A 25,689-nucleotide genomic window follows, 5' to 3' on the forward strand; every position below is an offset into this window, starting at 1 on the left:
GTTGTTGTAAGTGTTTTAGGGCGTTCGGTGGATGCCTTGGTACCAGGAGCCGATGAAGGACGTGGTAGGCCGCGATAGTCCTCGGGGAGTTGTCAAACGAGCTGTGATCCGAGGGTGTCCGAATGGGGAAACCCAGCACCAGTTGTGTGGTGTTACCGCCCGGTGAATGTATAGCCGGTGCGGGGGGAACGTGGGGAAGTGAAACATCTCAGTACCCACAGGAAGAGAAAACAATTGTGATTCCGTGAGTAGTGGCGAGCGAAAGCGGAGGAGGCTAAACCGCGCGTATGTGATACTCGGCAGGGGTTGTGCGTGTGGTGTTGTGGGAGCATGCTTGTTTGGTCTGCCGGCTGGACGGCCAGTGATAAAAGGTTCTGTTAGGTGAAGTGGCCTGGAATGGTCTGCCGTAGACGGTGAGAGTCCGGTAACTGAAAATGGTTCCTCTGGTTTGTGTGTTTCCCGAGTAGCAGCGGGCTCGTGGAATCTGCTGTGAATCTGCCGGGACCACCCGGTAAGCCTGAATACTTCCTGGTGACCGATAGCGGACTAGTACCGTGAGGGAAAGGTGAAAAGTACCCCGGGAGGGGAGTGAAATAGTACCTGAAACCGGACGCTTACAATCCGTCAGAGCTTGTGCACAGTTTAGTCTGTGGTGGGTGATGGCGTGCCTTTTGAAGAATGAGCCTGCGAGTTAGTGCTCAGTGGCGAGGTTAACCCGTGTGTGGGGTAGCCGTAGCGAAAGCGAGTCTGAATAGGGCGATTTGAGTCGCTGGGTCTAGACCCGAAGCGGAGTGATCTACCCATGGCCAGGTTGAAGCCACAGTAAGATGTGGTGGAGGACCGAACCCACTTCAGTTGAAAATGGAGGGGATGAGTTGTGGGTAGGGGTGAAAGGCCAATCAAACTCCGTGATAGCTGGTTCTCCCCGAAATGCATTTAGGTGCAGCGTTGCGTGTTTCTTGCTGGAGGTAGAGCTACTGGATGGCTGATGGGCCCTACTAGGTTACTGACGTCAACCAAACTCCGAATGCCGGTAAGTGAGAGCGTGGCAGTGAGACTGCGGGGGATAAGCTTCGTAGTCGAGAGGGAAACAGCCCAGATCGCCGGCTAAGGCCCCTAAGCGTGTACTAAGTGGAAAAGGATGTGGGATTGCTGAGACAACCAGGAGGTTGGCTTAGAAGCAGCCACCCTTGAAAGAGTGCGTAATAGCTCACTGGTCAAGTGGTCCTGCGCCGACAATGTAGCGGGGCTCAAGTACACCGCCGAAGCCGCGGCAATCACACATGACATCCATCCATGCCTGCGGGTGTGGGTGTAGTGGTGTGGTTGGGTAGGGGAGCGTCCTGCACTCGTTGAAGCTGTCCTGTGAGGGGCTGTGGAGGGTGTGGGAGTGAGAATGCAGGCATGAGTAGCGAAAGACAAGTGAGAAACTTGTCCGCCGGATGACCAAGGGTTCCTGGGCCAGGTTAATCCGCCCAGGGTGAGTCGGGACCTAAGGCGAGGCCGACAGGCGTAGTCGATGGACAACGGGTTGATATTCCCGTACCCGTGTATCCGCGCCCAATGACGAGCCACATGTACTAACCACCCAAAGACACTCTCTATCCTCTTCGGAGGGTTTTGGGTGTGGCTGCGTGGGACCTTGTGTGTAGTAGTTAAGCGATGGGGTGACGCAGGAAGGTAGCAGGGCCAAGCGATGGTTGTCTTGGTGTAAGCCGGTAGGGTGGAGCATTGGTAAATCCGTGTTCCGGGTAGCCTGAGAGGTGATGCGTAGCCAATGTGTGGTGAATTCTGTGATCCTATGCTGCCGAGAAAAGCCTCTAGTGAGTTGGTACACGGCCCGTACCCCAAACCGACACAGGTGGTCAGGTAGAGAATACTAAGGCGATCGAGAGAACTGTGGTTAAGGAACTCGGCAAATTGCCCCCGTAACTTCGGGAGAAGGGGGACCACGCCCGGTGACCAATCTTGCATTGTGAGCTGGGGGTGGTCGCAGAGACCAGAGAGAAGCGACTGTTTACTAAAAACACAGGTCCGTGCGAAGTCGTAAGACGAGGTATACGGACTGACGCCTGCCCGGTGCTGGAAGGTTAAGAGGACCGGTTAATCAACTTTGTTGGTGAAGCTGAGAATTTAAGCCCCAGTAAACGGCGGTGGTAACTATAACCATCCTAAGGTAGCGAAATTCCTTGTCGGGTAAGTTCCGACCTGCACGAATGGCGTAACGACTTCTCTGCTGTCTCAACCACAGACTCGGCGAAATTGCAGTACGAGTAAAGATGCTCGTTACGCGCGGCAGGACGAAAAGACCCCGGGACCTTCACTATAGCTTGGTATTGGTGTTCGGTACGGTTTGTGTAGGATAGGTGGGAGACTGTGAAGCCGTCACGCTAGTGGTGGTGGAGTCGTTGTTGAAATACCACTCTGATCGTATTGGGCTTCTAACTTCGGACCCTGATCGGGTTCAGGGACAGTGCCTGGTGGGTAGTTTAACTGGGGCGGTTGCCTCCTAAAGTGTAACGGAGGCGCCCAAAGGTTCCCTCAGCCTGGATGGCAATCAGGTGTTGAGTGTAAGTGCACAAGGGAGCTTGACTGTGAGACGTACATGTCGAGCAGGGACGAAAGTCGGGACTAGTGATCCGGCACCGGCATGTGGAAGCGGTGTCGCTCAACGGATAAAAGGTACCCCGGGGATAACAGGCTGATCTTCCCCAAGAGTCCATATCGACGGGATGGTTTGGCACCTCGATGTCGGCTCGTCGCATCCTGGGGCTGGAGTAGGTCCCAAGGGTTGGGCTGTTCGCCCATTAAAGCGGCACGCGAGCTGGGTTTAGAACGTCGTGAGACAGTTCGGTCTCTATCCGCCGCGCGCGTCTAGAAACTTGAGGAAACCTGTCCCTAGTACGAGAGGACCGGGACGGACGAACCTCTGGTGTGCCAGTTGTTCCGCCAGGAGCACTGCTGGTTAGCTACGTTCGGAAGGGATAACCGCTGAAAGCATCTAAGCGGGAAGCCTGTTCCAAGATGAGGTTTCTCACCCACCCTTGTGGTGGGGTAAGGCCCCCTACAGATGATGGGGTTGATAGGCCAGAACTGTAAGCACAGTAATGTGTTCAGGTGACTGGTACTAATCGGCCGAGGACTTACCAACAACACCCAAACACCAAATGTTTGATGTGACCGCATCCACTATGTACTTCTGAAACAACACACGGCAGTAATGTTGTGTGACAGTTTCATATTGTTACGGCGGCTATAGCGGAGGGGAAACGCCCGGCTCCATTCCGAACCCGGAAGCTAAGCCCTCCAGCGCCGATGGTACTGCACTTTAGTCAGTGTGGGAGAGTAGGACACCGCCGAACACAACCTCAAGGGAAGGCCCCGAACCAGTCATGGTTCGGGGCCTTCCCGCATCCCCGGGCCAACAACCACACCAGCCACCGACGACAGACGCCCTCCGGCCGCGGTGTCGTCGCCTTCGCTCCGCCACACACGCCCAGGAACCACGAAGTCCAGACCACACCGCCGGCAGCCGAACCCGCACGATGGTCGAGCGAAATCGAGGCCATGTCGTCAGCCGGCGCTCCTATGACAGTCGAGCGAACCCGCATGACGGCCAGCGAAGCCGGGGCTCAATCTCGGTCTTACCCTCCAGTGATAGCGGACACCCCGAACCATCGGGCGAAGAGAGGCACTCATGCTGAGCAGGTGAACCCGCGATGGTCGCCGAGCGAAGTCGAGAACACCCTGTGTCCAGGAACGGCACGGACCGGAGGCACCCAGCGCGGGAGTTGTCGCGAGCGAACTCCTGGCGGTGTCAGGGAAGGCGAGGGTTCACACCCGAAGCGCGCCCAATAGGGGGGGTCCCTATGACACTTGTCAAGCCGCGGCGGGTACGGGTGCTCGGTAGGGTTCGCGGTTCTTGATCATGGCGTAGAGGACGTCGCAGCGGCGGCGGGCGAGGCAGATGAGTGCGGCGTTGTGTTTCTTGCCTTCGGCGCGTTTGCGGTCGTAGTAGGTGCGGCTGGTCGGGTCGTGCAGGGCGGCGAACGCGGAGAGGAACAGGGCTCGTTTCAGCTTGCGGTTCCCGGCGCGTGCGGGGTGCTCGCCCTTGATGGAGGTACCCGAGATTCGGGAGATGGGGGCGATCGCTGCGTAGGCGGCGAGGTGCCCGGCGGAGGGGAAGGCGCTGGCGTCGCCGACTTCGAGGAGGATGCGGGCGCCGGTCCTGACGCCGATGCCTGGCATCGAGGTCAGGACCGCGGCAAGAGGGTGCGCGGCGAACATCTCCTCGATCGTGGTTTCGAGTGAATGGCGTTGCCGCAGAGTCACTTTCAATGATTCGGCGAGTTTGGGCAGCACTGCTTCGGCGGCGGTGGTTCCGGGGACGACGACCGTTTGTTCGTCGAGGGCGGCGAAGATCTCGTCGGTCAGACGGGTTCCGATCCGGGGTGCGTGCTTCTTTGCCACGGTGCTCACGCGGCGTCGGCCGGCGGTGCGAATCCCGACTGGTCCACCGAATCGGGAGAGGATTTCCAGGACTGCGGGGTGGGTGATGTTCTCGCCCAGCACGCGTTCGAGGGCCGGGTGAAGGCCGGTGAGCAGGCCGCGGATGCGGTTGCTGGTGCGGGTCGCTTCAGCGGCCAGGTCGTCGTCGTAGCCGACGATCACGTCGAGCTCGGCCAACGTGTCATCACCCAGGTCGACCCGGCGCAAGGTGTGCGGCATCGTGCGTGCGACGTCAGCGATGACGAAGGCGTCGCGGGCATCGGTTTTGGCTTGGCCGGGGTAGAGGTCGGCGGCGCGGCGCATCGTCAGGCCGGGAAGGTAGGCGACGGTGTGCCCGCAGGCCCGGGCGACGGTGACCGGCAGGGCCCCGATGGTGTTGGGCTGATCGACGATCACGAGCAGTTCACCGCGTTTGGCCAATGCCGCGAAGACGGCTCTGAGTCGGGCTTCGTCGTTGGGGAGGACCTTGTCGTAGATGCGTGCGCCTTGCGGGTCGAGCCCGATGGCGTAGTGCCCGGATCTTCCCACGTCAATGCCGCAATAGACGGCGTACTCGGTCATGTCGATCGACCTCGATTCGGTGTTGAATCGGGCGGTCGCCGATCTGACGTCAATGTTCGGCACCCACGTTACGAAGAGGGCGTGTCAGATGGTCTGTGTAAGTCGGGAGGGTGAGTCCTGAAAGGAACTCTCACTGTGACCATCGATGATGTGACTGTGGATCAGTCACGAGAAGAGCGGCGTCGCCGCCAGAACGAGGCCACCGATGCGCTCATCGCCTCGGGTGCGCTCGATGATGTCCTTGCCAAGATCGATGGCGGCGAGCCGTTGACCGGCGAGGGCGGTCTGCTCGGGTCGCTGATGAAGGCGGCCCTGGAGCGTGGTTTGAACGCCGAGTTGAGCGATCACCTCGGGTACGAGGCCGGCGACCCGGAGGCGTCGTCGTTTCCCAACTCCCGTAACGGTTACGGCACCAAGACTGTCGCCACCGAGGTCGGGGACGTGGAGTTACGTATCCCGCGTGACCGCGACGGCTCGTTCATCCCGATGCTGGTCCGCAAGGGCCAGCGCCGTCTGGACGGTCTGGACGCGATGATCGTCTCGCTCTACGCCGGCGGGATGACGATCCGCGATATCCAGCACCATCTGGCCTCCACGATCGGCACGGACCTGTCGCACGAGACGATCTCGAAAATCACCGAAGAGGTCGCCGACGAGGTGATCAAGTGGCAGCAACGTGACCTCGAACCGCTGTACCCGGTGATGTACCTCGACGCGATCGTGGTCAAGGTCCGTGACGGCGGGCACGTGATCAACAAGTCCGCGCACCTGGCCGTCGGTGTCGACGTGGACGGTATCAAGCACGTCCTGGGGATCTGGATCGCGCAGACCGAGGGCGCCAAATTCTGGGCGTCGGTGTGCGCTGAACTCCGTAATCGCGGCGTGCAGGACGTGCTGATCGTGTGCTGTGACGGGCTGACCGGGTTCGCCGACGCGGTCGAGGCGACCTGGCCGCAGGCTACCGTGCAGACGTGCGTGGTCCACCTGATCCGGGCGTCGATGCGGTTCGTGTCCTACGGTGACCGCAAAGCCGTCGCCGCCGCCCTCAAACCGGTCTACCAGGCCTCCAGCGCCGACGCTGCTCTCCAGGCCCTGGAGGAGTTCGACGCCTCCGAACTCGGGCGCCGCTACCAGTCGACGGTGCGCAGTTTCCGCGACGCCTGGGAACGGTTCACCCCGTTCCTGGCGTTCCCGCCGGAGCTGCGCCGGGTGATCTACACGACCAACAGCATCGAATCGTTGAACTACCAGTTGCGCAAGGTCATCAAGAACCGCGGGCACTTCCCGAACGACGCAGCCGCCGTGAAGCTGCTGTGGATGGCGATCGGCAACATCGAGGACAAACGCGCCCGTGAACGCGAGAAGGAGAAAGGACTACCCGCCGATCAACGCCGAGCCCCTGGCCGACTCGTCGAAGGCCAAGTCACCACGAACTGGAAACGAGCATTGGAACAACTCTCCCTGATCTACCCCGAACGAATCAACCATCACCTCTAACCCGAACACCCGAACGACATACACAGAAAACTTGACAGGCTCTACGAAGAGACCTTGCTCGAAGAGTGGTCCTGTCCCTATCAGCGATTCATCGACGTCCACCACGTCCGGCGACATCACCCCCCCGATCATGCGTGAGACAGGGGCGCTCAGTCATACCGGACCTGGCGACCGCAGCTCCTCGGTGAAGAGCTACCTAGAAGGTAACGGGGTGCCAGTTGACGAGCACGGGCGACCCCGACCGACCGTCGCGGGGTCACAACTCGATTCGACCGGCAGAACGTCATCGCCCCCATGCCAGGGATGCCCGGCACCCATAACTCGTTCTCGCCCCCTCAACAATGAGGGCCAGAACGAGGAACCCGGCGAAAGGCGCAAGAATCTCGGCGCCAGGCCACGCCTATCCGACCGATACCACCTACCGACACCGGGGATGGTCTCGACTCCGCTTGACCATCATGGGCTGCGCTCGCCCGCCATATGGTGCACTTGACCGCTACAGAGCCGCGCTCGACCGGCCACGAGCCTCCGCTCGATCGCGCACGGAGGTGTCGCCCTGTGACAGGGTGCCCGGCACCCACCCCCGTTCTCGGACCCTCGGCGATGGGGCGAAGACGAGTGACTGGATGAAGGGAGCAGGAATCTTGGTGCAGGCCTACTGCTGGTAGGCCTGTGCCATTCGGCGGATGGTCCGACTTCGCGGGTCCCGAGCATGGGTGGCCGACCGAAGCGACGACACCGCGGTCGAAGGGCGACCGTCTGGGACTGCGCTCGACCATCGTGCGTGCGCTTGACCGGCATAGCGGTTCCGCACGGCCGGGACGGGGACCCGAGCCCGCTCGACCGTACTATTCGTGCACTCAGCCGTTCCGGGATGGGGAGTTCCGCGTTCGACCGTCATCGGGGCTCACTGGGAGCGGTGGCAAGCGTCGCCCCGTGGCAGGGGTGCCCGGCACCCATACCTCGTTCTCGCCCCCTCGGCAGTGGGGGCGAGAACGAGGTACCGGGCGAAGGGGCGAAAGCCCGGAGTCGGGTGACTCTGATCTGGCCTGTGCCGTTCCGGGTGTGGGCGTGGTCTCGACTCCGCCGGTCCCGCGCATGGGTGTCCGACCGAAGCGACGACCCTCGGTCGAAGGGCGCCCATCATGGACTCCGCTCGACCGCCGGCGGAGCCGATCGACCACCGGGGCCGCGTTCGCCGGTCAGGGGAGGTCGACCATCATCGACCTCCGGTCGACCCGTCGTCAACTTCCTCGGACCGTCGCGGCCCGGCCGGCGCTACGAAGGTGTGGCGGAGCCGGTGGGAGGCGTCGTGCGGGACGGGGGCGTCCGCTTGGACGGGGTCTGTCGCGGCGTGGAGTGGGACCGCTTCGGCTGGCGCGCCTTCGACTTCGCCGCCTTCGACTTCGTGGCCTTCGCGGCGTCGGCCTTCTTCTTGGCGGCGACGGCCTTGTCGTGGGCGGCCGGGTCGAGCTTGTTGGCCTCGGCGCCGCGGCCGGTACCGGTGGTGTCGTCCTCGATCAAGCACATGCTGCGGACCACGTGGTGGAAGGTCACCAGGCCGTAGGTGAGCGGCAGACCGAGAACGGCGCCGATGACCCGCACCGGGCTGAGCGGAAGCGGATCGATGCCGGTGGCCTGGTAGATCGGATCGAGGGCGAGCCCGCCGACGGTGGTGAAGAGATACAGCGAGAAGTAGTACGTGTAGTAGGCCGCGGTGAGCGACTTGGTCACCGTCAGATCGTGCAGGCTGACCATCTCGCCCATGTCGTCGCCCTGGCCGATGTTGTGGCCGAGGCCGATGAGGATGTCGAGCGGGGCGCCGCCGATGTACGGAACCATGTTGCCGGCGAACGACGCGATCGATTCGACGTTGCTGAAGTCGGCGGGATCGGCCGGAATCAGATTGTGCGGCACACGGGTGGTCTTCATGGTGCGCAGGATCTTCGCCACCTCGGCGTCGATCCGGCGCTTGGTGGCGGCGTTCGGCGCCGTCGACTTGGCGTAGTCGCCGGTGCGGGTGACGATCCGGGCGAGAGTGAGGTCACCGATCGGCTGGCAGGTGTCGCTGTCGGCGAGCGCGAGCTGATCGGCGGCGCCCTGGATCAGCGGGTGGATCGGAATGTCGTACTTGACCTTCTCGCTCGGCTTGCCCGCGCGCTCCTTCTGCTCCTCGGTCACCTGCGCGACGCACTGGTTGAGGATCGCGCTCGACGTCCCCTGGTACAGGTACTGCATGCCGAGCTGGCTCATGGTCAGGCCGAGGCTGAGCAGCGTGTTGTAGGTGACGAAGCCACCGAGGAACGACAGCGGCGTGGCGGCGAGCGGCGGCTCGCTGAACGGACTGCCCAGGCTCGGCACGAACGACAGGCCGAATTTGGCGGGCGCCAGGATCCCGACGAACACGTACAGCCACACCGATTCGACGGCCTGGCTCAGCGTGATGTTGGCGACCGGGATGGCGTCGTTCTGCTTGCCGTCGCGGATCTTCAGCAGATCGTCGACGACCAGCTGGGAGAGGGCGGTGCGGTATTGTGGATCGTCGAGGTCGGCGCCGCGGGTCAGCGGGTTGTTCGAGACGGCGAGGGTCGAGACGGTGACCTCGCGCATCCACTTCTTGATCCCGGCCTGGTTGGCGGTCGCGGCCTCCCGCAACTGCGGCGGGAGGCTCGGCAGCAACGACTCGACGACGGAGTCGAAGACCACGTCGAGGGTGGTGAACTCCGCGCTCACACAGGTGGTCTGCTTGCCCTTGTTCTCGGCGAGCGGCGCCAGCATCGACCGCTGGGACCCGCCGATCCGCTGCTGGCGCTCCTGGTAGGTCTCCGCCGGCTTGGTGCGCTTCTTCTTCAGCGTCGCCGCCGGTGTGGCGGCCGGGGCGGTCACGGTGCGCTGCGGTACGAACAGTTCCGCCGCCCGGGCATCGGGGACCGCGTCGTTGAGCGCGAGCGTGCTCAGCATGCCCACGGCGGCGAGGCGGACGGCCCACCGCTGGGCAGATTTCGGCGTCATCGATCCACTCCTTGTCGGTGCTGAGTGGATGTCCGCGCGCGTTCTCGTCCGCGTGGCCCCGACCCACCCAAGAATGGACTTAGCTTAGCCTAAGTAATGGTGTTCGATTTGTCGGGGTGGCGAGGGTCACACCGGTGCCGGGAGCTCACTGGTCGAGGGTGGCTCCGCCGTCCACGCGCAGGTCGTGAAGGGTGATGTGCCGCGCGGCATCGGACGCCAGGAACAGGACCGTTTCGGCGATGTCCGCCGGTGCGGCGATCCGGCCGAGCGGGATCCCCAGGCGGAAGCGGGCTGGATCGCCGTCGAGCACGGCCTGGCGGGCGGTGTCGTCGTCGAGCAGCTGGGTGAGCATCGGGGTATCGGTGGAGCCGGGTGAGACGATGTTGACGCGAACCCCGGCGGCAGCCGCATCGATGCCGCGGCTGCGTGTATAGGCGGTCGCCGCGGCCTTGGAGGCGGCGTACGACGGCATCGCCGCGCGCGGGGTGGCCGCGGCATTGCTGGAGATCACGACGACCGACCCCCGGCGTCGCTCGATCATGGCCGGCAACGCGGCGTCGAGCAGATTGCGCACTCCGCCGGCGTTCACCGCCAGGCAACGGTCCCAGTCGTCGCTCATCACGCCGGCGGCGCAGATCAGTCCGGTGATGGGGCCGTGGCGGCGCTCGGCGTCCGCCCACGCCGCGGCGACGGCGGCGGTGTCGGTGACGTCGAGCGGTTCGATACCGTCGCCGGCCAGATCCCAGGCGACGACGGTCGCGCCGGCCGTGCGCAACGCCGCGCACACCGCCGAGCCGATACCGCCGGCGGCGCCGGTCACGGCGACCGTCTCGCCGGTGACGCCCGGAACGACGGTGCCGGTCACGGCCGGTCCAGGGCCGCGATGACGTCCGCGGTGGACAGCACGCGCCCGGCTCGCTTGCCGATGTACTCGGCGGCCATCTCGTGTTCGTCGCGGCTGAAGTCGGCCATCGCGTCGACCACGAAGAACGGTTCGACGTCGCTCATGAAGGCCTCGGTCGCGGTGATCATGCAGCCCATGTGCGCGTACACGCCGACGACGATCAGCTGGTCACGTCCATGGTGCGCGAGCAGCTGCCGCAGGTCGGTGCGCTGGAACGCCGAGTAGCGCCACTTGGTGACCTGGATGTCGTCGCCGGTGGGCGCGAGTTCGGGGACGATGCCCTCGTCCGGGCCGCCGGCCAGACCGTCGCCCCAGAAATCGGCGAGGATGCCGCGGCGGGACGGGTGCTGATCGCCCGGCTGCGCCGTGTAGATCACCGGCACGCCCGCGCGATGGCAGGCCTCCCGGATGGCGACCATGTTCGGCAGTGCGGTCGCGATCGGTTCGGCGTCGGGCCGGTAGGCGGTGATGAAGTAGCGCTGCATGTCGTGGACGAGGAGAGCGCTGCGCCCGGGTTCGAGGCCCCAGTCCACGCGCTGGGGGAACGGGCCGCTCGGAATCGGATAGGGGGCGATGGCGGGGATAGGCACTGTATTAGGCTAGCCTGACCTTCATGCGAGTGACACCGTGGCCCCCCGAACTCCGTGCTCAGTACCTGGCCGACGGCGTGTGGACCGACCAGGTCTTCGACGACCTGCTCACCGCCCGGTCGACGGACCCGGCGTTCGCCGGCCGGATCGCCGTGGCCGACGCCGAGCGCGCGCTCACCTACGCCGAACTGGACGAGCGAGTGGGCGCCTTGGCCGCCGGATTCGCCGCCCGCGGAATCGGCCCGGACACCCGGGTGCTGTTGCAGATCCCGAACTGCGTGGCCTTCATCGAGGCGCTGTTCGCGCTCTGGCGGGCGCGGGCGCTGCCGATCTTCGGCCTCCCCGCGCACCGGGAGAGCGAGCTCGTCGGCATCGCGCGGGCGGCCGGCGCGGCGGCGATCATCTCGCCCGCGGCCCGGCTCGGATTCGACTACCGGGCACTGGCCGAGACGGTCGCCGCACAGGTCGACAGTGTGACTCAGCTGATCGACTGCGACGGTCTGGAGGACCTGTGGGCGCCGCCGATCGACCACGGCCGGGCCGATCCGGAGGACCTCGGTTTCCTCCAACTGTCCGGTGGCAGCACCGGCACCCCGAAGCTGATCCCGCGAACCCACGCCGACTATCTCTACAGTGTGCGCCGCAGCAACGAGGTCTGCGGCGTCGACGACGCCACCGTCTACCTGGTGGTGCTGCCGTGCGGTCACAACTTCCCGATGAGCTCGCCGGGCATCCTCGGCGCGCTGCACGCCGGCGGCACGGTGGTGCTCGCCGATTCGCCCGCGCCGTCGGCGGCCTGGCCGCTGCTCGAGGCGCGGCGCGCGACGATGGTGGGCCTGGTTCCGCCGCTGGCCCGGCTCTGGACCGAGACCGCGGAGAACGGCGCCGCGCACGACCTGTCGAGTCTGCGCACGGTGCAGGTCGGCGGGGCGCGCTGCCCCGACGAGCTGGCCCGGCGCATCGGCCCGGCCCTCGGCGTGGAGCTGCAACAGGTGTTCGGCATGGCCGAGGGGCTGGTCTGCTACACGCGGTTCGGCGACGACGAAGACGAGGTCGTCACCACCCAGGGCCGGCCGATGTCGACCTGGGATCAGCTGCGGCTGGTCGACGAGGACGGCGCGCTCGTCACCGACGGTCCCGGCTTCCTGGAGACCCAGGGGCCGTACACGATCCGCTCGTACTGGGACGGGGTCAGCCCGTCGTCGTTCGCCCCGGACGGCTGGTACCGCACCGGAGACGTGGTCGAATTCTCGCCGGCCGGCAATCTGATCGTCCGCGGGCGCGGCACCGACCGGATCAACCGGGGCGGCGAGAAGGTCTCGGCGGAGCAGGTGGAGGAGCACCTGCTGGCGCATCCGGCCGTCCGCGATGCCATCGTGGTGGCCGTCGCCGACCAGTACCTCGGCGAACGCACCTGCGCCTACGTGATCCCGGCGGACCCCGAGGCGCCGCCGAAGCTAGCCGAGTTGCGGTCCAGTCTGCGCGGCGCCGGGCTGGCGGAGTGGAAGCTGCCGGACACCGTGAAGATCCTCGAGACGTTCCCGGAGACCGGGGTCGGCAAGGTCAGCCGGCGCGCCCTGCGCGAGGCGCTCTCCGGCTGAGCCGGCGCTCGGGACGGCTCAGCCGGCGTGCTCAGCGCTTCCGGCTGAGCCGGGAGGCCAGGCGCGCGGCGCCGCCGCGGACGGTCTCGCCGACGCCGTGGTGGTCGTGGTCGTCGTACTCCCGGTCGTCGCGGTCGTGGTTGGCCTTGCGGGCGTACCCGTTCTCGTCGAGGCCCCGCCGCCAGTAGCCGATCACCAGCATCTTCCGGCGCTCGACGCCGCGGCCGCGCAGGTCCTTGCGGATGGCCAGGACCTCCGCCGACTCGGCGGCGGCCCAGGCGAAGGTGCCGTCGGTGACCGGGTGATCGGCGACGGCCGCCGAGAGCAGGGTGGCGGTGCCCGCCGGGGCGCCCTCCCGGCAGAGCCACCGGATCTCGAATCCGGCCGGGGCGGTCAGCTCCTGCCGTGCGGACTCGTCGCCGACCTCGATGTACGCGGTGCCGCGCGCGTGCGCGGGCAGATTCTCCAGGATGTTGCCGATCGCCGGGAGCGCGGTCTCGTCGCCGGCGATCACGTAGTCGTCGGCGGGGCTGATCGGGCGCCCACCGCCACCGGCGATGCCCAGGGTGGTGCCGGGCTGCGCGCGGTGCGCCCACGCGGAGGCGAGGCCCTCGTCGCCGTGCAGCACGAAGTCGATGGCGAGGGTCTGCTCCTGCGCGTCGTACCGCCGCACGGTGTAGGTGCGGACGCGTTCGTGCAGTTCGGGGATCGTCCGGATCGCGGTGTCGGCGCCGCACGACGGGTCGTCGAGCTCGGGCACCCCGTACGACCCGTCCGGCCGCGGCAGCAGGATCTTGATGTTCGGGAACTGGCCGGTGGCGATGTACCGGGCCACCGGCTCGCCGCGGAAGACGATCCGGCGCATGTGCGGGGTGATGTCCTCGACGGACTCGGCGGTGAACAGGAGGGCAGGCATGGCGTCTTTCTGTGATCGGCGGAGGATGCTCGCCGGGGTCAGGCGAACAGGGCGGAGAACTCGTCGATCTCGTCCTGGGTCAGGTCGTCGACGAGCGAGTCCGAGGGGGTGGCACCGCCGAGCGCGGGGTGCAGCTCGGGGTCGTCCAGCAGGGTGAGCAGCGCGGTCCAGGCCCGGGCGATCTCGTCGATGTGCGCGTCGTCGACGACTCCCGCGGCCCAGGAGAACTCGGCGCGGACCACACTTCCGGAGACGGCGGGCACCGTCACGGCGTTGACCTCGAGCGGGTGCGACGCGGGCATCGCGTCGTCGCGGAGGACCAGGAGCGGACGCTGCGGCCAGAGCGACGAGAACGGCGCGTCTCCCTCGCCGGTGGTGAGCCGCCCCAGGTAGTTGAACAGCACGGGCGACGCCGGGCGTGCCGTCGCCGCGGGACCCAGCTCGGTGAGCAGCCCGTACTCCAGACCGGAGAAGCGCGGTGCGGCGAGGGTCTCCTTGACCTGCTTGATCACCGCGTCGACCTCGGCCGCGTCGATCTCGGCCGGGCCGGTCCCGGACGGCAGATCGACCGGTACCGGCCGCAGCGCGGTGAACCAGCCGACCGTGCGCGACAGATCCGTGCCGGGGACCAGTGCCTCGTCACGGCCGTGACCTTCGACGTCGACGAACAGCCGCCGGGAGCCCGGCGCCGCGGCGACGGTGCCGATCGCCACCGCGAGGGTGCCGAGCAGGATCTCGGTGGGGCCGGTGTTGTACAGCTGGGGCAGGCGCCCGACGGCCGCGTCGGCCGGGAACTCGATCTCCCGGCGCCGCATCCCGGTCGCGGTGTCGACGGCCGGGTCGAGGGGACGGGTCCCGAGGCCGATCTCGGACGGCGCGCCGCCCGGGTGCGCCCACCGCGGGGACGAGTCGAGGATGTCGGGCTCCTGAGCACGCGCGGTGAGCGCCAGCGCCCACTCCCGCCACGACGTGCCCTCCGGGTCGGGGGCGGCCGCCCGGGCACGGGAGAGCTGCCCGGTCACCGCGCGCAGATCCTCGGTGAGGATCCGCCACGACACCCCGTCGACGGCCAGGTGATGCACCACGAGGACCAGCGCGTCCCAGTCGTCCTCGCCCGGGAGGCCGCGGAGCAGCAGCGCCCGCAGCAGGCCCGGGCCCGCGGGGTCGAGATCGCGAGCGGCGGCCGCGGCGAGGGCCTCGACGCGCGCCTCGAGGTCGACGGTGCCGGACAGGTCGTGCTCGGTGAGGGCGACGGCCGGTGTCGCCGCCGGCCCGGGTACGACGAGGGCGTCGCCGTCCAGGGCGGCGGCCAGCACCGGGTGGGCGTGCACGACGGCGGTCAGCGCCTCGTCGAGCAGCCCGGTCCCGAGCCCGGCGGGCACCCGCAGTACCCGCGCCTGTGCGAAGCCGCCGATTCCGCCGTGGCGCAGCACCCGGCGCATGAGCGGGGTCAGCGGTGCCCGGCCGGCCGCGTGCACCGGGTCGGCCGCTCCCGCGGGTCCGGCGCTGTCGGTGGCGGCCGCGGCGAGGGCCCGCGGGGTACGCAATTCGAAGACCTGGCGGGGCGTCACGGTCAGGCCGGCGGCGCGGGCCCGCGAGGTCACGCCGATGGCGATGATGCTGTCCCCGCCGAGCGTGAAGAAGTCGTCGTCCGGGTCCACCTCGTCCAGGTCGAGGAGATCGGCGACGATCTTCGCGAGGATCGCTTCGGCGCCGTCGCCCGGCGCGACGATCGCCCCGGTTCGGCCCGCCCAGGGGTCCGGCAGCGCGGCGCGGTCCGTCTTGCCGGACGGGGCGCGCGGCAGCGTCGCCGCCGGAACGAAGACGGCGGGCACCAGGTGGGCCGGCGCGGTCGCGGCGAGTGCGGCGCGGAGCCCGGCGAAGTCGTCGCCGTCGGTGCCGACGAGGTACGCCACGAGGCGGCGCGGCCCGCTCGGGGCGGGCCGGACGTCGGCGACGACGCGCTCCACACCGATCCCGGTCTGCCGGGCCGCGGCCTCGACCAGCGCCTCGACCTCGCCGAACTCGATCCGGAAGCCGGCCAGCTGCACCTGGTCGTCGGCGCGGCCGAGGTAGTCCAGCCCGCCGAAGGCGTTCCAGCGCACCAGATCACCGGTGCGGTACAAGCGTGTTCCGTCGCCGAACGGACTCGCCACGAAGCGTTCGGCGGTGAGCGCGGGCCGGTCGTGGTAGCCGCGTGCCAGCTGCGGCGTGCCGACGTACAGTTCCCCGGTCGCCCCCTCGGCGACCAACTGCAGATGGGCGTCGAGCACGTACAGCCGCGCGCCGAGCGCGGGCACCCCGATCGACGGGACGGGGGTGTCGGTGACCTCGGTGTAGGTGATCTCCACCGTGGCCTCGGTCGGGCCGTACAGGTTGAAGACGGTCACGTCGGGACGGTCGGTCAGTCGCTCCCACAGCCCCGGTGGGAAGGCCTCGCCGCCGGTGGAGAGCGTGCCAGGGACATGCCGCCTCGCCGCGGGCTCGATCAGCCCGGCGCGGACGTACTCCTCGATCAGGACCGGCACCGCGTCGACGTAGTCGATCCGGTGCCGGCGCACGTAGTCGACCACCAGGTCCGCGGAGGTGACATCGGCGCGCTCGATGACGTGCAGCGTGTGGCCGTCGCACAGCCACGCGATGTTCGAGACCGACGAATCGAACGAGAGGGTGTGGGTGGCGAGCAGTCGCTGCCGCGGTGCCCGCATCGTGAAGTTCCGGTGCGCGCCGAGCAGCGTGGCGATCGCCCGCTGGGTGATCACCACGCCCTTGGGCGTGCCGGTGGAACCGGAGGTGTAGATCACGTAGGCGGCCGCATCCGGGTGCGAGCGTCGTCCGGCGGATTCGCCGGACGACGCCGGGTGCCCGGCGAGGTCGAGGATCGTCGCGCCGGTCAGACCCTCCACCAGACCGCGATCGGGCGCGCCGACCAGCACCGCCGCGGGCCGGCTGTCGGTGAGCTGATGAGCGATCCGCGCGGCCGGATACGACGGGTCGACCGGCACGTACGCCGCTCCGGCGCGCCAGACGCCGAGGATCGCCGCCAGCGCGGCCGCCGACGACTCGGCGACGACGGCGACGCGGTCCTCCGCCTCGACCCCCGCCGCACGCAGCGCGACGGCGACCCGGCGTGACCGTTCGGCCAGCGCGGCGAAGGTGAGCGTCGCGTCGTGGGCGACGACGGCGAGCGCCTCTGGCTGCGCGGCGACGGTCGCGTCGAAGCGGTCCAGCACCGGGGTCGTGCCCTCCGGATTCGTGCCGCCGTCGCCGAGGGCCAGCACGTGGGCGCGCTGTGCCGCGGTGGTCAGCGGCAACGACGCCAGCGGGCGCCCGGCGGCCTCCGGCGCCGCGAAATCCTGCAGGAACGCCGCGAAGGCATCGAGCAGCGCGGTGGCTTCCGCGACGTCGTACCGGGCGGCGTCGGCGTCGAGGATCACCTCCGGACGGCCGTCGGGGCCGATCGCCACGGTCAGCGCGTAGTCCTGCACGGGCCCGCGGTCGATCGAGTGAACGACGCCGCGGATCCCGGCGAAGTCGAGGACGGTGGCGAAGGGTTTGACGTTGACGACGGTGCCCGCGTGCCGGGCCAGGCCCGCGGTGAGAGTGGGGTCGTCGCCGATGAGTGCACCGCGATGGCGCTGGTGCGCGGAGACCGTGCGCATCGCGGTGGCGGTGGCCTCGATGACGGCCGCGACCTGGTCCGCGGGCCGGGTCGGCACGGCGAGCGGCACCAGATTCACCGCGGTGGTCGGGACGCGGGCGGCGGCGAGACCGAGCCGGTTCATCAGCAGGAAGCCGAGGCTCTGGTGGCGGGTACCGGTGCGGCGGGCCCCGAAGGCGGCGGCCGCGGCGACCACCGTCGCGGCCCAGTTCCCACCGGTCAGCGGCGCGATGGTGGTGCGGATGCTGCGGACCGTGCGGGCCTGTGCGGCGTCCGCCGGGCGATCGCTCGATCCGTCGAGCCGTCCGGCCCAGAACGCGGCGTCGTCGGCGCAGGTGGGGGAGTCCAGGTAGTCCAGGTCGGCGGTGATCACCTCGTGCAGGGAACCGAGCCGTCGGCCGGCGGCGTCGTCCCCGGCGGCCAGGCCGCGGTAGATCTCGGCGCCCCGGGTGAACACCAGCGAGAGCCCGTACGCGTCGATCAGCGCGTGGTGAGCGGCGAGGATCCAGAGCGTGCGGTCGCCGCCGTGCAGGATCCAGTGCGCCACCCCCGGTTCGGCGGTCAGGTCGTGCGGCCGGGCGGTCCACGCGGAGATCACCTCGTGCGCGCGGTCCCAGAGGTTCCCGGTCCCGGAGGCCAGTACCGGCGGCGGATCGAGGACGGCATCGCCCGGCAGTTGCCGGATGCCGTCGCCGGTCTCGACGATCCGGGTGGTCAGCGCGTCGGACTCGGTGACCGCGAGATGCGTTGCGCGGGTGAGGAGTTCGAGGTCGATCTCGCCGGACAACTCGACCGCGTCGCAGACGTTGAAGGTCGGGTTCTCCGGGTCGAGGGTCTGGCCGAACCAGAGCGCGGCCTGGCTCATGGTGAGCGGGACGGGGGTGCGGTTCGTCATGCGGTGGGATCTCCGGCCAGGAAGTCGGTCAGCGCCGGGCCCCACGCCGCGACGGCGTCGGGTCCGAGGAGGTCGCCGTGCGCCCACGGCACGGGCAGGTGCCGGCGCGGTGCCAGGGTGCCGCCCCAGGTGGCCAGCGAGCCGGCGGGTTCGGCCTCGACATAGAGCACGTCGGCATCGACCGGCGTCTGTCGGGCGGGCAGCTCGCGCATCACCCGCAGCGACCACGCGCTCGAATCGAGCACGGCGGCGACGAGTTCCGCGTCGAGACCGGCGAACACCGAGGCTCCGCCGCGAACCAGGTCGATGGCCTCCTCGCGGCTCAGGTCGGTGCCGCGTCCGCCGGGCACCGGCACCCCCAGTGCGCCGAGCGCCGAGGCGTCCGGCGAGAGCGTGTCCAGATACGCGAAGTACTCGTCCGGGGACTGCGCCCAGGCGTCGAGCAGCACCAGCGCGTCGATCGACCGGCCGCGCCGGATCAGTTCGTCGGCGACGGCCGGCGTCAGCGAACCGCCGAACGACCAGCCGAGCAGCACGACCGGCCCGGCTGGGACCGCCGCATCGATCCGGTCGGCGAAGGCGGCCACCACGGCCGCCGGACGCTCCGGGGCATCGTCGCCGCTGATCTGCGGGGACTGGACCGCGTACACCCCGCGCTCTTCGGGCAGGTGCGGCAGGAGCTGGCCGAAGCGCCAGCCCAGGCCGGTGCCCGGCGGGAGCACCACCACCGGGGCGGTCCCGGGGCGGCCGGTGCGGAAACCGATCACCGGCGCGCGGAGCCGGTCGGCGGCGGTGTCGCCGTCGAGCATCGCCGCGATCGCCGCGATGGACGGATCGGCGAAGACCTGGGAGACCGCGAGTTCCACACCGAGCCGGGCGCGGACGGCGTCGGCGAAGGTCATCAGTTGCAGGGAGTGTGCGCCCAGGTCGAACAGATTGGCGTCGACGTCCACCTCGGGCAGCCCGAAGGTCTGCGCGGCGATCTCGGCGAGGACCCGTTCGAGCAGCGATCCGGTCCGTGAGCCGTTCGCGAGTTCGGCGGCCGGGGCCGGCAGCGCCGCCAGATCCCGCTTGCCGTTGACGGTCACCGGGATCTCGTCGATGAGCGTGTACGACGACGGAATCATGTACGGCGGCAACGTGATCGCGAGTGTCCGGCGCACCTCACGGAAGTCTGGTGGTGTGCCGTCCGGTACCAGATATGCGGCCAGCGTGGCCTGCGCGCCGGTGCCGCGGGCGGTGACCACCGCGCGGTCGATGCCGTCGATCGCGACGAGGGCGGCCTCGATCTCGGTCGGTTCCACCCGGAATCCGCGGATCTTGAGCTGGAAGTCGGTGCGGCCCAGGTAGTCGAGCAGACCGTCGGTGACATTCGGCCCGCTCGCCGCGCTCCCGGCGCCGGCCCGGCGCCGCATCAGGTCGCCGGTGCGGTAGAGCCGGCGACCGGGATCGTCCGGATGTGCGACGAAGCTCAGCGCGGTCAGACCGGGCCGGTCGTGATAGCCCCGCGCCAGGCCGTCGCCCTCGACGTACAGTTCCCCGGCGACGCCGGGCGGTACCGGCCGCAGCCACGGATCGAGCAGATGGACGACGGTGTTGCCGATCGGGCGGCCGACGGTCGGTGACGCCGAGTCGGTGGTGCCGCCGCCGAGCGTGTTGATCGTGTACTCGGTGGGGCCGTACAGGTTGTAGCCGAGGGTGCCGGGCTCGTCACGCAGCCGGTCCCACACCCCGGTGCCGACGGCCTCGCCGCCGAGCAGCACGAGCGCCGGCCGATGGTTGTCCAGCAGACCGGCGCCGATCAGGTATTCGGCGTAGGTCGGGGTCACGTTGACGACGTCCACCCGGTGGGCATCGCAGTAGGCGACGAGCGCCTGCGGATCGCGGCGCAGGTCCTCGTCACAGATGTGGACGGTGTGCCCGTAGGTGAGCCACAGCAGTTCCTCCCACGACATGTCGAAGGCGAAGGAGACGGTGTGGGCCACCGCGAGGCGCCGGCGGCCCTCCCGGCTCGCCAGCGCGACGGACGGCCGGAAGATCTCGTCCTCGTGGTTGAGATACATCGTGGTCAGGCCGCGATAGCCGGTGACCACGCCCTTGGGCTTGCCGGTGGAGCCCGAGGTGTAGATGAGGTAGGCGGGATGGTCCAGGCGGCGCGGCTGGTCGCGGGCGAACGCGCCCAGTTCGGTGTCGTCGAGCGGGTCGCTGGACAGCGCGTCCAGCCGGGCGCGGACGTCCGGGGCGCGCAGGTCGAGCGGGGGCCGCCGTCCGTCGAAGATCGCGTCGAGATCGCCGGGATCGGCCCCGGCCGTCAGCGCCAGCACCGGGCGCGCATCGTCGACCAGACCGCGCAGCCGCGGTGCCGGATGGACCAGTTCCAGCGGCAGGTAGGCCGCGCCGGTCCGCAGCACCGCGAACAGGGCGACGACCATCTCGATGGACCGCTCGATCGCCAGCGCGACCACCGTCTCGCAGCGTGCGCCCTCGGCGAGCAGCAGCCGGGCGAGCCGGTTGATCTCGGCGTCGAGTTCACCGAAGGTCAGGGTGGCGTCGGCGAAGACCAGTGCCGGGGCCGCGGGCTCGCGGGCCGCGGTGGCGGCGAGCAGTTCCGACACCGACAGGCCGGGCACGTCGAGGGTGCGCCCGCGGTCGGGCGGCTCGGCGGCCGTCACCGGGAGCCGGGCGAGCGGCACGTCGTCGACGTCCGGGCGTGACAGCGCGGTGAGCAGTGCGAACAGGTCGTCGGCCAGGCCCGCGGCGGTGGCGTCGTCGATCAGGTCGTCGCGGGTCTCGACGGCGACCGCGAGCTGCGGCCCGGGCGTCGCGACGACGGTCAGTGCGAAGTGGGTGTGATCCTCGCTGTCGTGGTCGGTCACCCCGTGCTCCGCGCCGAGCCGGCCGTCGTCGATGAAGTTCTGCAGGACCAGGAGCACGTCGAACAGGGCGGGGGTACCGGCGGCCGCGGCGATCTCGCCGAGGCTGAGCCAGTCGTGCCCGAGGACGTCGAGGCGGCCGGCCTGCTGCTCGCGCAGGAACTCGGCGACGCCCGCGGCCGGGCGCAGCCGGGCGCGGACGGGGACGGTGTTGAGGAACATGCCGACGGCGGTATCGGCGCCGTCCACCTCGCTCGGGCGGCCGGCGACGGTCTGACCGATCACCACGTCGCCGCGGCCGGACCACCGGCCGGTCACCAGGGCGAGCGCGGTGGCCAGCACGGTGTTGAGGGTGACTCCGGCGCGCTGCGCGGTGGCGGTGAGACCGGCCGAGGCCGCGGCATCGAGGGTCCGCCGGACGACGCGGGTGCCGCCGCGGACCACCGGGTCGGCGCCGGGGCGCAGCAGCGAGGGCTCGTCGTAGCCGTCGAGGTAGCCGGCCCAGGCGGCGGTCGCGGCGTCGCGGTCGCGCTCGTCGATCCAGCGCAGATAGCGGGCGAAGACCGGCTCGCCGATGTCGTGGCGGGCCGGTGCGGTGCCGGCGTAGTGGGCGAGGAGACCGCCGATCACGAGGCCGTTGGACCAGCCGTCCCAGAGCAGGAAGCGGCGGGAGACCACCAGTGCGTCGCCTCCGGTCCGGCGGACCAGGGTGACGCGCCACAGCGGCGGCGTGTCCAGGTCGAAGCGGCGGATGCGATCGGCGGCGATCACCTGATCGGTGGCGGCGGCCAGCGCGTCACCGGTGAGCCCACGCAGGTCGACGGTCTCCAGCGGCGGCTTGAGGGGGTCGACCAGGAACTGGACCGGCGCGGGCCGGCCGTCGTGGGTGAATCCGGCACGCAGCACCGGGTGATCGGCCATCAGGGCGGCGAGGGCGCGGCGCAGGCGCCCGGGTTCCAGGGCACGGTCGAAGGTGAGGACGAACTGAGCGTTGTAGACGTCGTGCTCACCGGAGACCGCGGACTGGAAGTAGAGGCCTTCCTGCAGCGGTGACAGCCCCCAGACCGCGGCGATCGGCCGGTTCGCCGGATCGGCGGCCGCCGCGGCGAGCAGTTCCAGGGCCCGGCGCAGCGCCTCGAGGAAGGTCTCGGGGGCGGCGGTCCCGGGCGGCCGGGCGCGCAGGGTGATCGTCGTGGCGGCGTCGCCGAGACTCAGGTGCAGGTCGGGGTGGGCCGCGGTGCCGTGGTCGACGACGGTCAGTCCGCGGTCGTCGTCGGCGCCGACGGTGAACAGCGGGCCGGGCGGGGTGAGCGCGGGTCCGGCCTGCGGATGCAGGTGGCGCAGCAGACCGAAATCGGCCGCCGTCGACGCGCCGTCCTCGAGTGCGGCGCTTCGTGCGTCGCGCAGCGCCGCGGCCGGGTCGGTGCCGATCCGCACGACGGCGGGTGTCGCCACGCCGAGCGGCAGGGTGGTGCGCGCGCCGTCGCGCCGGTCGTCCGCGGCGGCGACGACGCTGTGCGCCGACTCGCCCAGCAGGCCGAGCGCGAGGCCGAGGGCGGCGAGCGCCGCGCCGGTGGGCGTCAGGCCGGCGGCGGCGAAGACCGCCGTGTCGAGGCCGTCGACCACCGCCGTCCGCGGGGCGTCGAGCGGCGTCGCGGGCAGCGCACGGGCGGTCAGGTCGCGCCAGCGGTCGAGCCGCGCCAGCACCTCGGAGGCACCGGCGCGCTGCGCGCACCGGTCGAACAGGGCGGCCGGTTCGTCGGCGGCGGGCGGTGCGGGCGGCTCACCGCGGCCGATGGCCGCGAACGCCTCGGCCACCTCGTTGCGCAGCAGGGCGCGGCCGGGACCGTCGACGAGCAGCGGATGCGCGCTGATCACCAGGGTGCCGGGCGCCGCGCCGGTGCCGGGGATCCAGCCGAAGGCGGCGCCGCCCGGGCCGGGCACGTACTCCCACAGGCCGGGGATCGGCCGCTCGGGGCGCAGGGCCAGCTCGGGATGGGCGGCGCTCACGGCCGCGCACACCGCGCGGACCTGAGCCGGCAGCGCACGCGGCGGGGTCGGGACGGTGAAGACGGCCGGAGTCACCGCCGGGGCATCCTCGTCCAGGTCGTCGTGCGCGATGACCCACTCCTCAGTACCGGGCAGGGTGCCGACCGGTACGTCGTGCGGGTGCCCGGCGGGGAGCACGGATGCCGGCCGCAGCGGCGGACCGATCGGGGCATCCGTCCCGGTCAGCAGCTCGCGCAGGTAGTCGGCGTACTCGGCGGCGAGCCGGGTCATCTCCGGCCGTTGCGCGCCGGGGCCGTGGAAGAAGATCGCGACGGAGCGGGCCGCTGCGTCGACCTCGAAGAAGACGTCGACGTCGCCGGTGGGACCGGACGAGAGGATCTCCAGGCGGGCGTCCAGACCGGCGGCGGTGAACGCCCGGGTGGTGATCGGCAGGATGTTGGCGCCGACCCCGAAGAGCGGGCGCGGGGGCGCGACGTCGCGCAGGGCGCGGCGCAGGTCCTCGCCGCGGAAGCGGCTGTGCGGGTGGACGTCGCTCAGGAGCGTGTCGATGTCCCCGGCGAGCTGTCGCCAGGTGGTGCCCGCGCGCAGTCGTACCCGCAGCGGGAGGACGGTGGCGAGGGTGCCGAGGTGGGCGCGCAGATCGGGTTCGCTGCGTCCGGACATCGGGGTCGCGAGGAGCAGATCGGGTTGGCCGGTGCGGCGGTAGAGGAAGCCGGCGAGGGTCGCCAAGAGCAGTCCCGCGGTGCGAACCCGCAGTTCCCGGGCCCGGCCGTAGAGTGCCGTGCTCTCATCGGAGGTCAGCGGCACGGCGACGATCTCGGCGCGCCGGGCGCCGGGTTCGACGTTCTCCAGCAGCCGCGGCGGGGCCGGGGCGTCGGCCACCTGGCCGAGCCAGAAGTCCCGGTCGGCCGCGAACCGCGGCGACGCGCGGTAGGTCTCGTCGGCGGCGACGAGGGTGTCCAGCGACCAGGCGGTCTCGTTGGATTCACGGTCCGCGCGGGCCCGGGTCCCGGCTTCCCGGCTCCGGGCGTAGCGGGTCAGCGCCGCCGACAGCAGCATGCCGACGGCCGTGCCGTCGAGCACCAGATGATGGGCGGCGAGGAAGGCGAGCGTGCGGTCGTCGGTGACCCGCAGCAGGCACGCGCGCAGCAGCGGGCCGGCCGCGGTGTCGTAGGGCCGGGCGAGCGCGTCGTCGATCCACGCGCGCGCCGCCGATGATGGATCAGTCTTCCCCCGGAAGTCGATCACCTCGCACCGCGGGTCGCGGTCGGTGATCTCCTGCCACACCTCGCCGCCGGCGGTGACGAACCGCACGCGGGCCGCCTCCGAGCGGGCGAGCGTCGCGTCGATCGCGGCCGTCATCGCGGGGAAGTCGACCGGTCCGGCCGTGTGCGCGACCAGGGCGGTCGAGTACGCGGTGGCGTCGTCGGCCACCCGGTCGGCCAGCCAGATCTCGCGCTGGGCCGCGGTGAGCGGGGTGAGGGTGCGGGTGGGGGAAGACTGATCCGTCGTCATTACGGCGCGGGCTTCGCGGCCTTCACCGCGGCGGCGATGTCCTGCGCCTGACGCTCGACGGCGGCCGTCGTGTACGAGTACGGCGTGCGGTACGGGAACAGGTTGCCCGCCTTGACCGCGGGCAGTTCCTTGAACGCCGGGTTGTCGAGCAGGGCCTGGGTGCGCTTGGTGGGCTTACCCTCGTAGTCGGCCTCGTAGAACAGCACGTTCGCCGACGACAGGCGGCCCAGATCCTCCATCGAGATCTTCTGGTTGAAGCGCTGCGGATTGGGGACGGCGTCGAAGTACTTCAGGCCGGCCATGGTGAGGCGCTCGTAGACCAGGGACTTGCTGGTGGCCACGGTGTAGGTGCCGGGCTCGGTCGACGCCTCGACGTAGCCGACGCTGCCGAGCTTGGCGATGGCGTCCTTGTTGTCGGTGCCGATCGCCTTGAGCTGGTCGTCCAGACCGGCCAGCCGCTTCTTGGCGAACTCACCGCAGCCGATCGAGTCGGCGACCTTCTGGTAGTCGTCCCAGACGTCGGTCGGCTCCTGGATCTCGAAGGCGACGGTCGGCGCCGCGATCTCGTTGACCTCCTTGATCGCGAGCTTGTCGGCGACGTCCTTGCGGACGTACGAGATCACCATGTCCGGGTTGAGCTTGAGCACCTGCTCGGTGTTCACGCCCGCGGTGATCGAACCGATGTCCGGCACGCCCTGGACCTTCTTCAGCTCCTCGGGGGTGGCGTTCTGCTTGTAGTCGTCGAGCATGCCGACCGGCGTCACGCCGAGGTCGATCAGCTGGGTACCGACCAGCCAGCCCGAGACGATGCGCTTCGGCGCGGCGGGGACCTTCACGTCGCCGAGGTAGGTGCCGGTCACGGTGCGCTCGCCGCTCAGGTCGCCGGATGCGCAGGGCACCGCGGGATTGGCGCCGGTGGAGGGCGACGACGAGTCGTTGCCGTCGTTGCTGCTGCACGCGGCGAGCAGGGTGCCGGTCGCCAGCAACGCGGCGGCCAGGCGCACCCGGCGACGCCGGGGAGAAAGGGTTGCCATCGTGGGATTTCCTTCGCGGGTCGGGGCCGACGGTCTCGGCACTGAGGTTAGGGTAACCTACAGTCCACGAGGTGGCGGCTCGGGGGATATGCCCGGTACGCCGCGCGCGGT

10 protein-coding genes and 2 rRNA genes are annotated in these 25,689 nt (G+C 69.4%); 4 read left to right on the forward strand and 8 right to left on the reverse strand.

All coding sequences use genetic code 11. The annotated features are described in order from the left end of the window. The first annotated feature begins 4 nt into the window (after nucleotides 1-4). Both MYK68_RS07195 and rrf read left to right on the forward strand, forming a co-directional pair. Nucleotides 5-3,151 (forward strand): 23S ribosomal RNA (locus MYK68_RS07195). 94 nt (nucleotides 3,152-3,245) lie between these two features. Further along, nucleotides 3,246-3,362: ribosomal RNA gene (gene rrf / locus MYK68_RS07200) — 5S ribosomal RNA — on the forward strand. Between the two features lie 517 nt (nucleotides 3,363-3,879). On the opposite strand, the gene MYK68_RS07205 is transcribed toward rrf, so the two are convergent. Next, complete coding sequence (locus MYK68_RS07205; RefSeq protein ID WP_502798306.1) at nucleotides 3,880-5,070, reverse strand: IS110 family RNA-guided transposase; 1,191 nt, start codon at nucleotides 5,068-5,070, stop codon at nucleotides 3,880-3,882. Between the two features lie 156 nt (nucleotides 5,071-5,226). On the opposite strand from MYK68_RS07205, the gene MYK68_RS07210 reads away from it, so the two are divergent. Continuing rightward, nucleotides 5,227-6,567 carry an IS256 family transposase gene (locus tag MYK68_RS07210; RefSeq protein ID WP_247867961.1) on the forward strand — a complete coding sequence of 447 codons (1,341 nt, stop codon included), beginning with the start codon at nucleotides 5,227-5,229 and terminating at the stop codon, nucleotides 6,565-6,567. A gap of 1,278 nt (nucleotides 6,568-7,845) precedes the next feature. Here the strand turns inward: MYK68_RS07210 and MYK68_RS07215 are convergent. From MYK68_RS07215 to MYK68_RS07225, 3 genes are all read right to left on the reverse strand, one after another. Next, entirely contained in the window at nucleotides 7,846-9,579 is a 1,734-nt protein-coding gene (locus tag MYK68_RS07215; protein WP_247867188.1) for a hypothetical protein, read from the reverse strand. 145 nt (nucleotides 9,580-9,724) lie between these two features. Next, nucleotides 9,725-10,444: an SDR family oxidoreductase gene (locus MYK68_RS07220; RefSeq protein WP_247867189.1), complete on the reverse strand. Its 720-nt coding sequence runs from the start codon at nucleotides 10,442-10,444 to the stop codon at nucleotides 9,725-9,727. Continuing rightward, on the reverse strand, nucleotides 10,441-11,073 hold the full coding sequence (locus MYK68_RS07225; protein WP_247867190.1) for an isochorismatase family protein: 633 nt from the start codon (nucleotides 11,071-11,073) through the stop codon (nucleotides 10,441-10,443). The genes MYK68_RS07220 and MYK68_RS07225 overlap by 4 nt, the downstream gene beginning before the upstream one ends. 23 nt (nucleotides 11,074-11,096) lie before the next feature. Between MYK68_RS07225 and MYK68_RS07230 the strand changes: the two genes are divergently transcribed. Beyond that, nucleotides 11,097-12,674: a (2,3-dihydroxybenzoyl)adenylate synthase gene (locus MYK68_RS07230; RefSeq protein WP_247867191.1), complete on the forward strand. Its 1,578-nt coding sequence runs from the start codon at nucleotides 11,097-11,099 to the stop codon at nucleotides 12,672-12,674. A 31-nt stretch (nucleotides 12,675-12,705) separates the two neighbouring features. Here MYK68_RS07230 and MYK68_RS07235 read toward each other — a convergent pair whose 3' ends face one another. The 4 genes from MYK68_RS07235 to MYK68_RS07250 are packed head-to-tail and all read right to left on the reverse strand — an operon-like array spanning nucleotide 12,706 to nucleotide 25,578. Then, nucleotides 12,706-13,590, reverse strand: a complete 885-nt coding sequence (locus MYK68_RS07235; RefSeq protein ID WP_247867192.1) for a siderophore-interacting protein — start codon at nucleotides 13,588-13,590, stop codon at nucleotides 12,706-12,708. A 38-nt stretch (nucleotides 13,591-13,628) separates the two neighbouring features. Continuing rightward, nucleotides 13,629-18,146, reverse strand: coding sequence for a non-ribosomal peptide synthetase (locus tag MYK68_RS07240; RefSeq protein WP_247867193.1), 4,518 nt, complete (start codon nucleotides 18,144-18,146; stop codon nucleotides 13,629-13,631). After that, nucleotides 18,143-24,544, reverse strand: coding sequence for a condensation domain-containing protein (locus tag MYK68_RS07245; RefSeq protein ID WP_247867194.1), 6,402 nt, complete (start codon nucleotides 24,542-24,544; stop codon nucleotides 18,143-18,145). The genes MYK68_RS07240 and MYK68_RS07245 overlap by 4 nt, the downstream gene beginning before the upstream one ends. Next, entirely contained in the window at nucleotides 24,544-25,578 is a 1,035-nt protein-coding gene (locus tag MYK68_RS07250) for an ABC transporter substrate-binding protein (RefSeq protein WP_247867195.1), read from the reverse strand. The genes MYK68_RS07245 and MYK68_RS07250 overlap by 1 nt, the downstream gene beginning before the upstream one ends. Nucleotides 25,579-25,689 lie beyond the last annotated feature (111 nt).

The organism is Gordonia sp. PP30, assembly GCF_023100845.1.
In the GTDB taxonomy this organism is placed as follows: domain Bacteria; phylum Actinomycetota; class Actinomycetes; order Mycobacteriales; family Mycobacteriaceae; genus Gordonia.

Bases quoted from the DNA above. Each gene is read 5' to 3' on its own strand.
- MYK68_RS07205 (WP_502798306.1), bottom strand. From the start codon at position 5,070: ATGACCGAGTACGCCGTCTATTGCGGCATTGACGTGGGAAGATCCGGG.
- MYK68_RS07215 (WP_247867188.1), bottom strand. From the start codon at position 9,579: ATGACGCCGAAATCTGCCCAGCGGTGGGCCGTCCGCCTCGCCGCCGTG.
- MYK68_RS07230 (WP_247867191.1), top strand. From the start codon at position 11,097: ATGCGAGTGACACCGTGGCCCCCCGAACTCCGTGCTCAGTACCTGGCC.
- MYK68_RS07235 (WP_247867192.1), bottom strand. From the start codon at position 13,590: ATGCCTGCCCTCCTGTTCACCGCCGAGTCCGTCGAGGACATCACCCCG.
- MYK68_RS07240 (WP_247867193.1), bottom strand. From the start codon at position 18,146: ATGACGAACCGCACCCCCGTCCCGCTCACCATGAGCCAGGCCGCGCTC.
- MYK68_RS07245 (WP_247867194.1), bottom strand. From the start codon at position 24,544: ATGACGACGGATCAGTCTTCCCCCACCCGCACCCTCACCCCGCTCACC.
- MYK68_RS07250 (WP_247867195.1), bottom strand. From the start codon at position 25,578: ATGGCAACCCTTTCTCCCCGGCGTCGCCGGGTGCGCCTGGCCGCCGCG.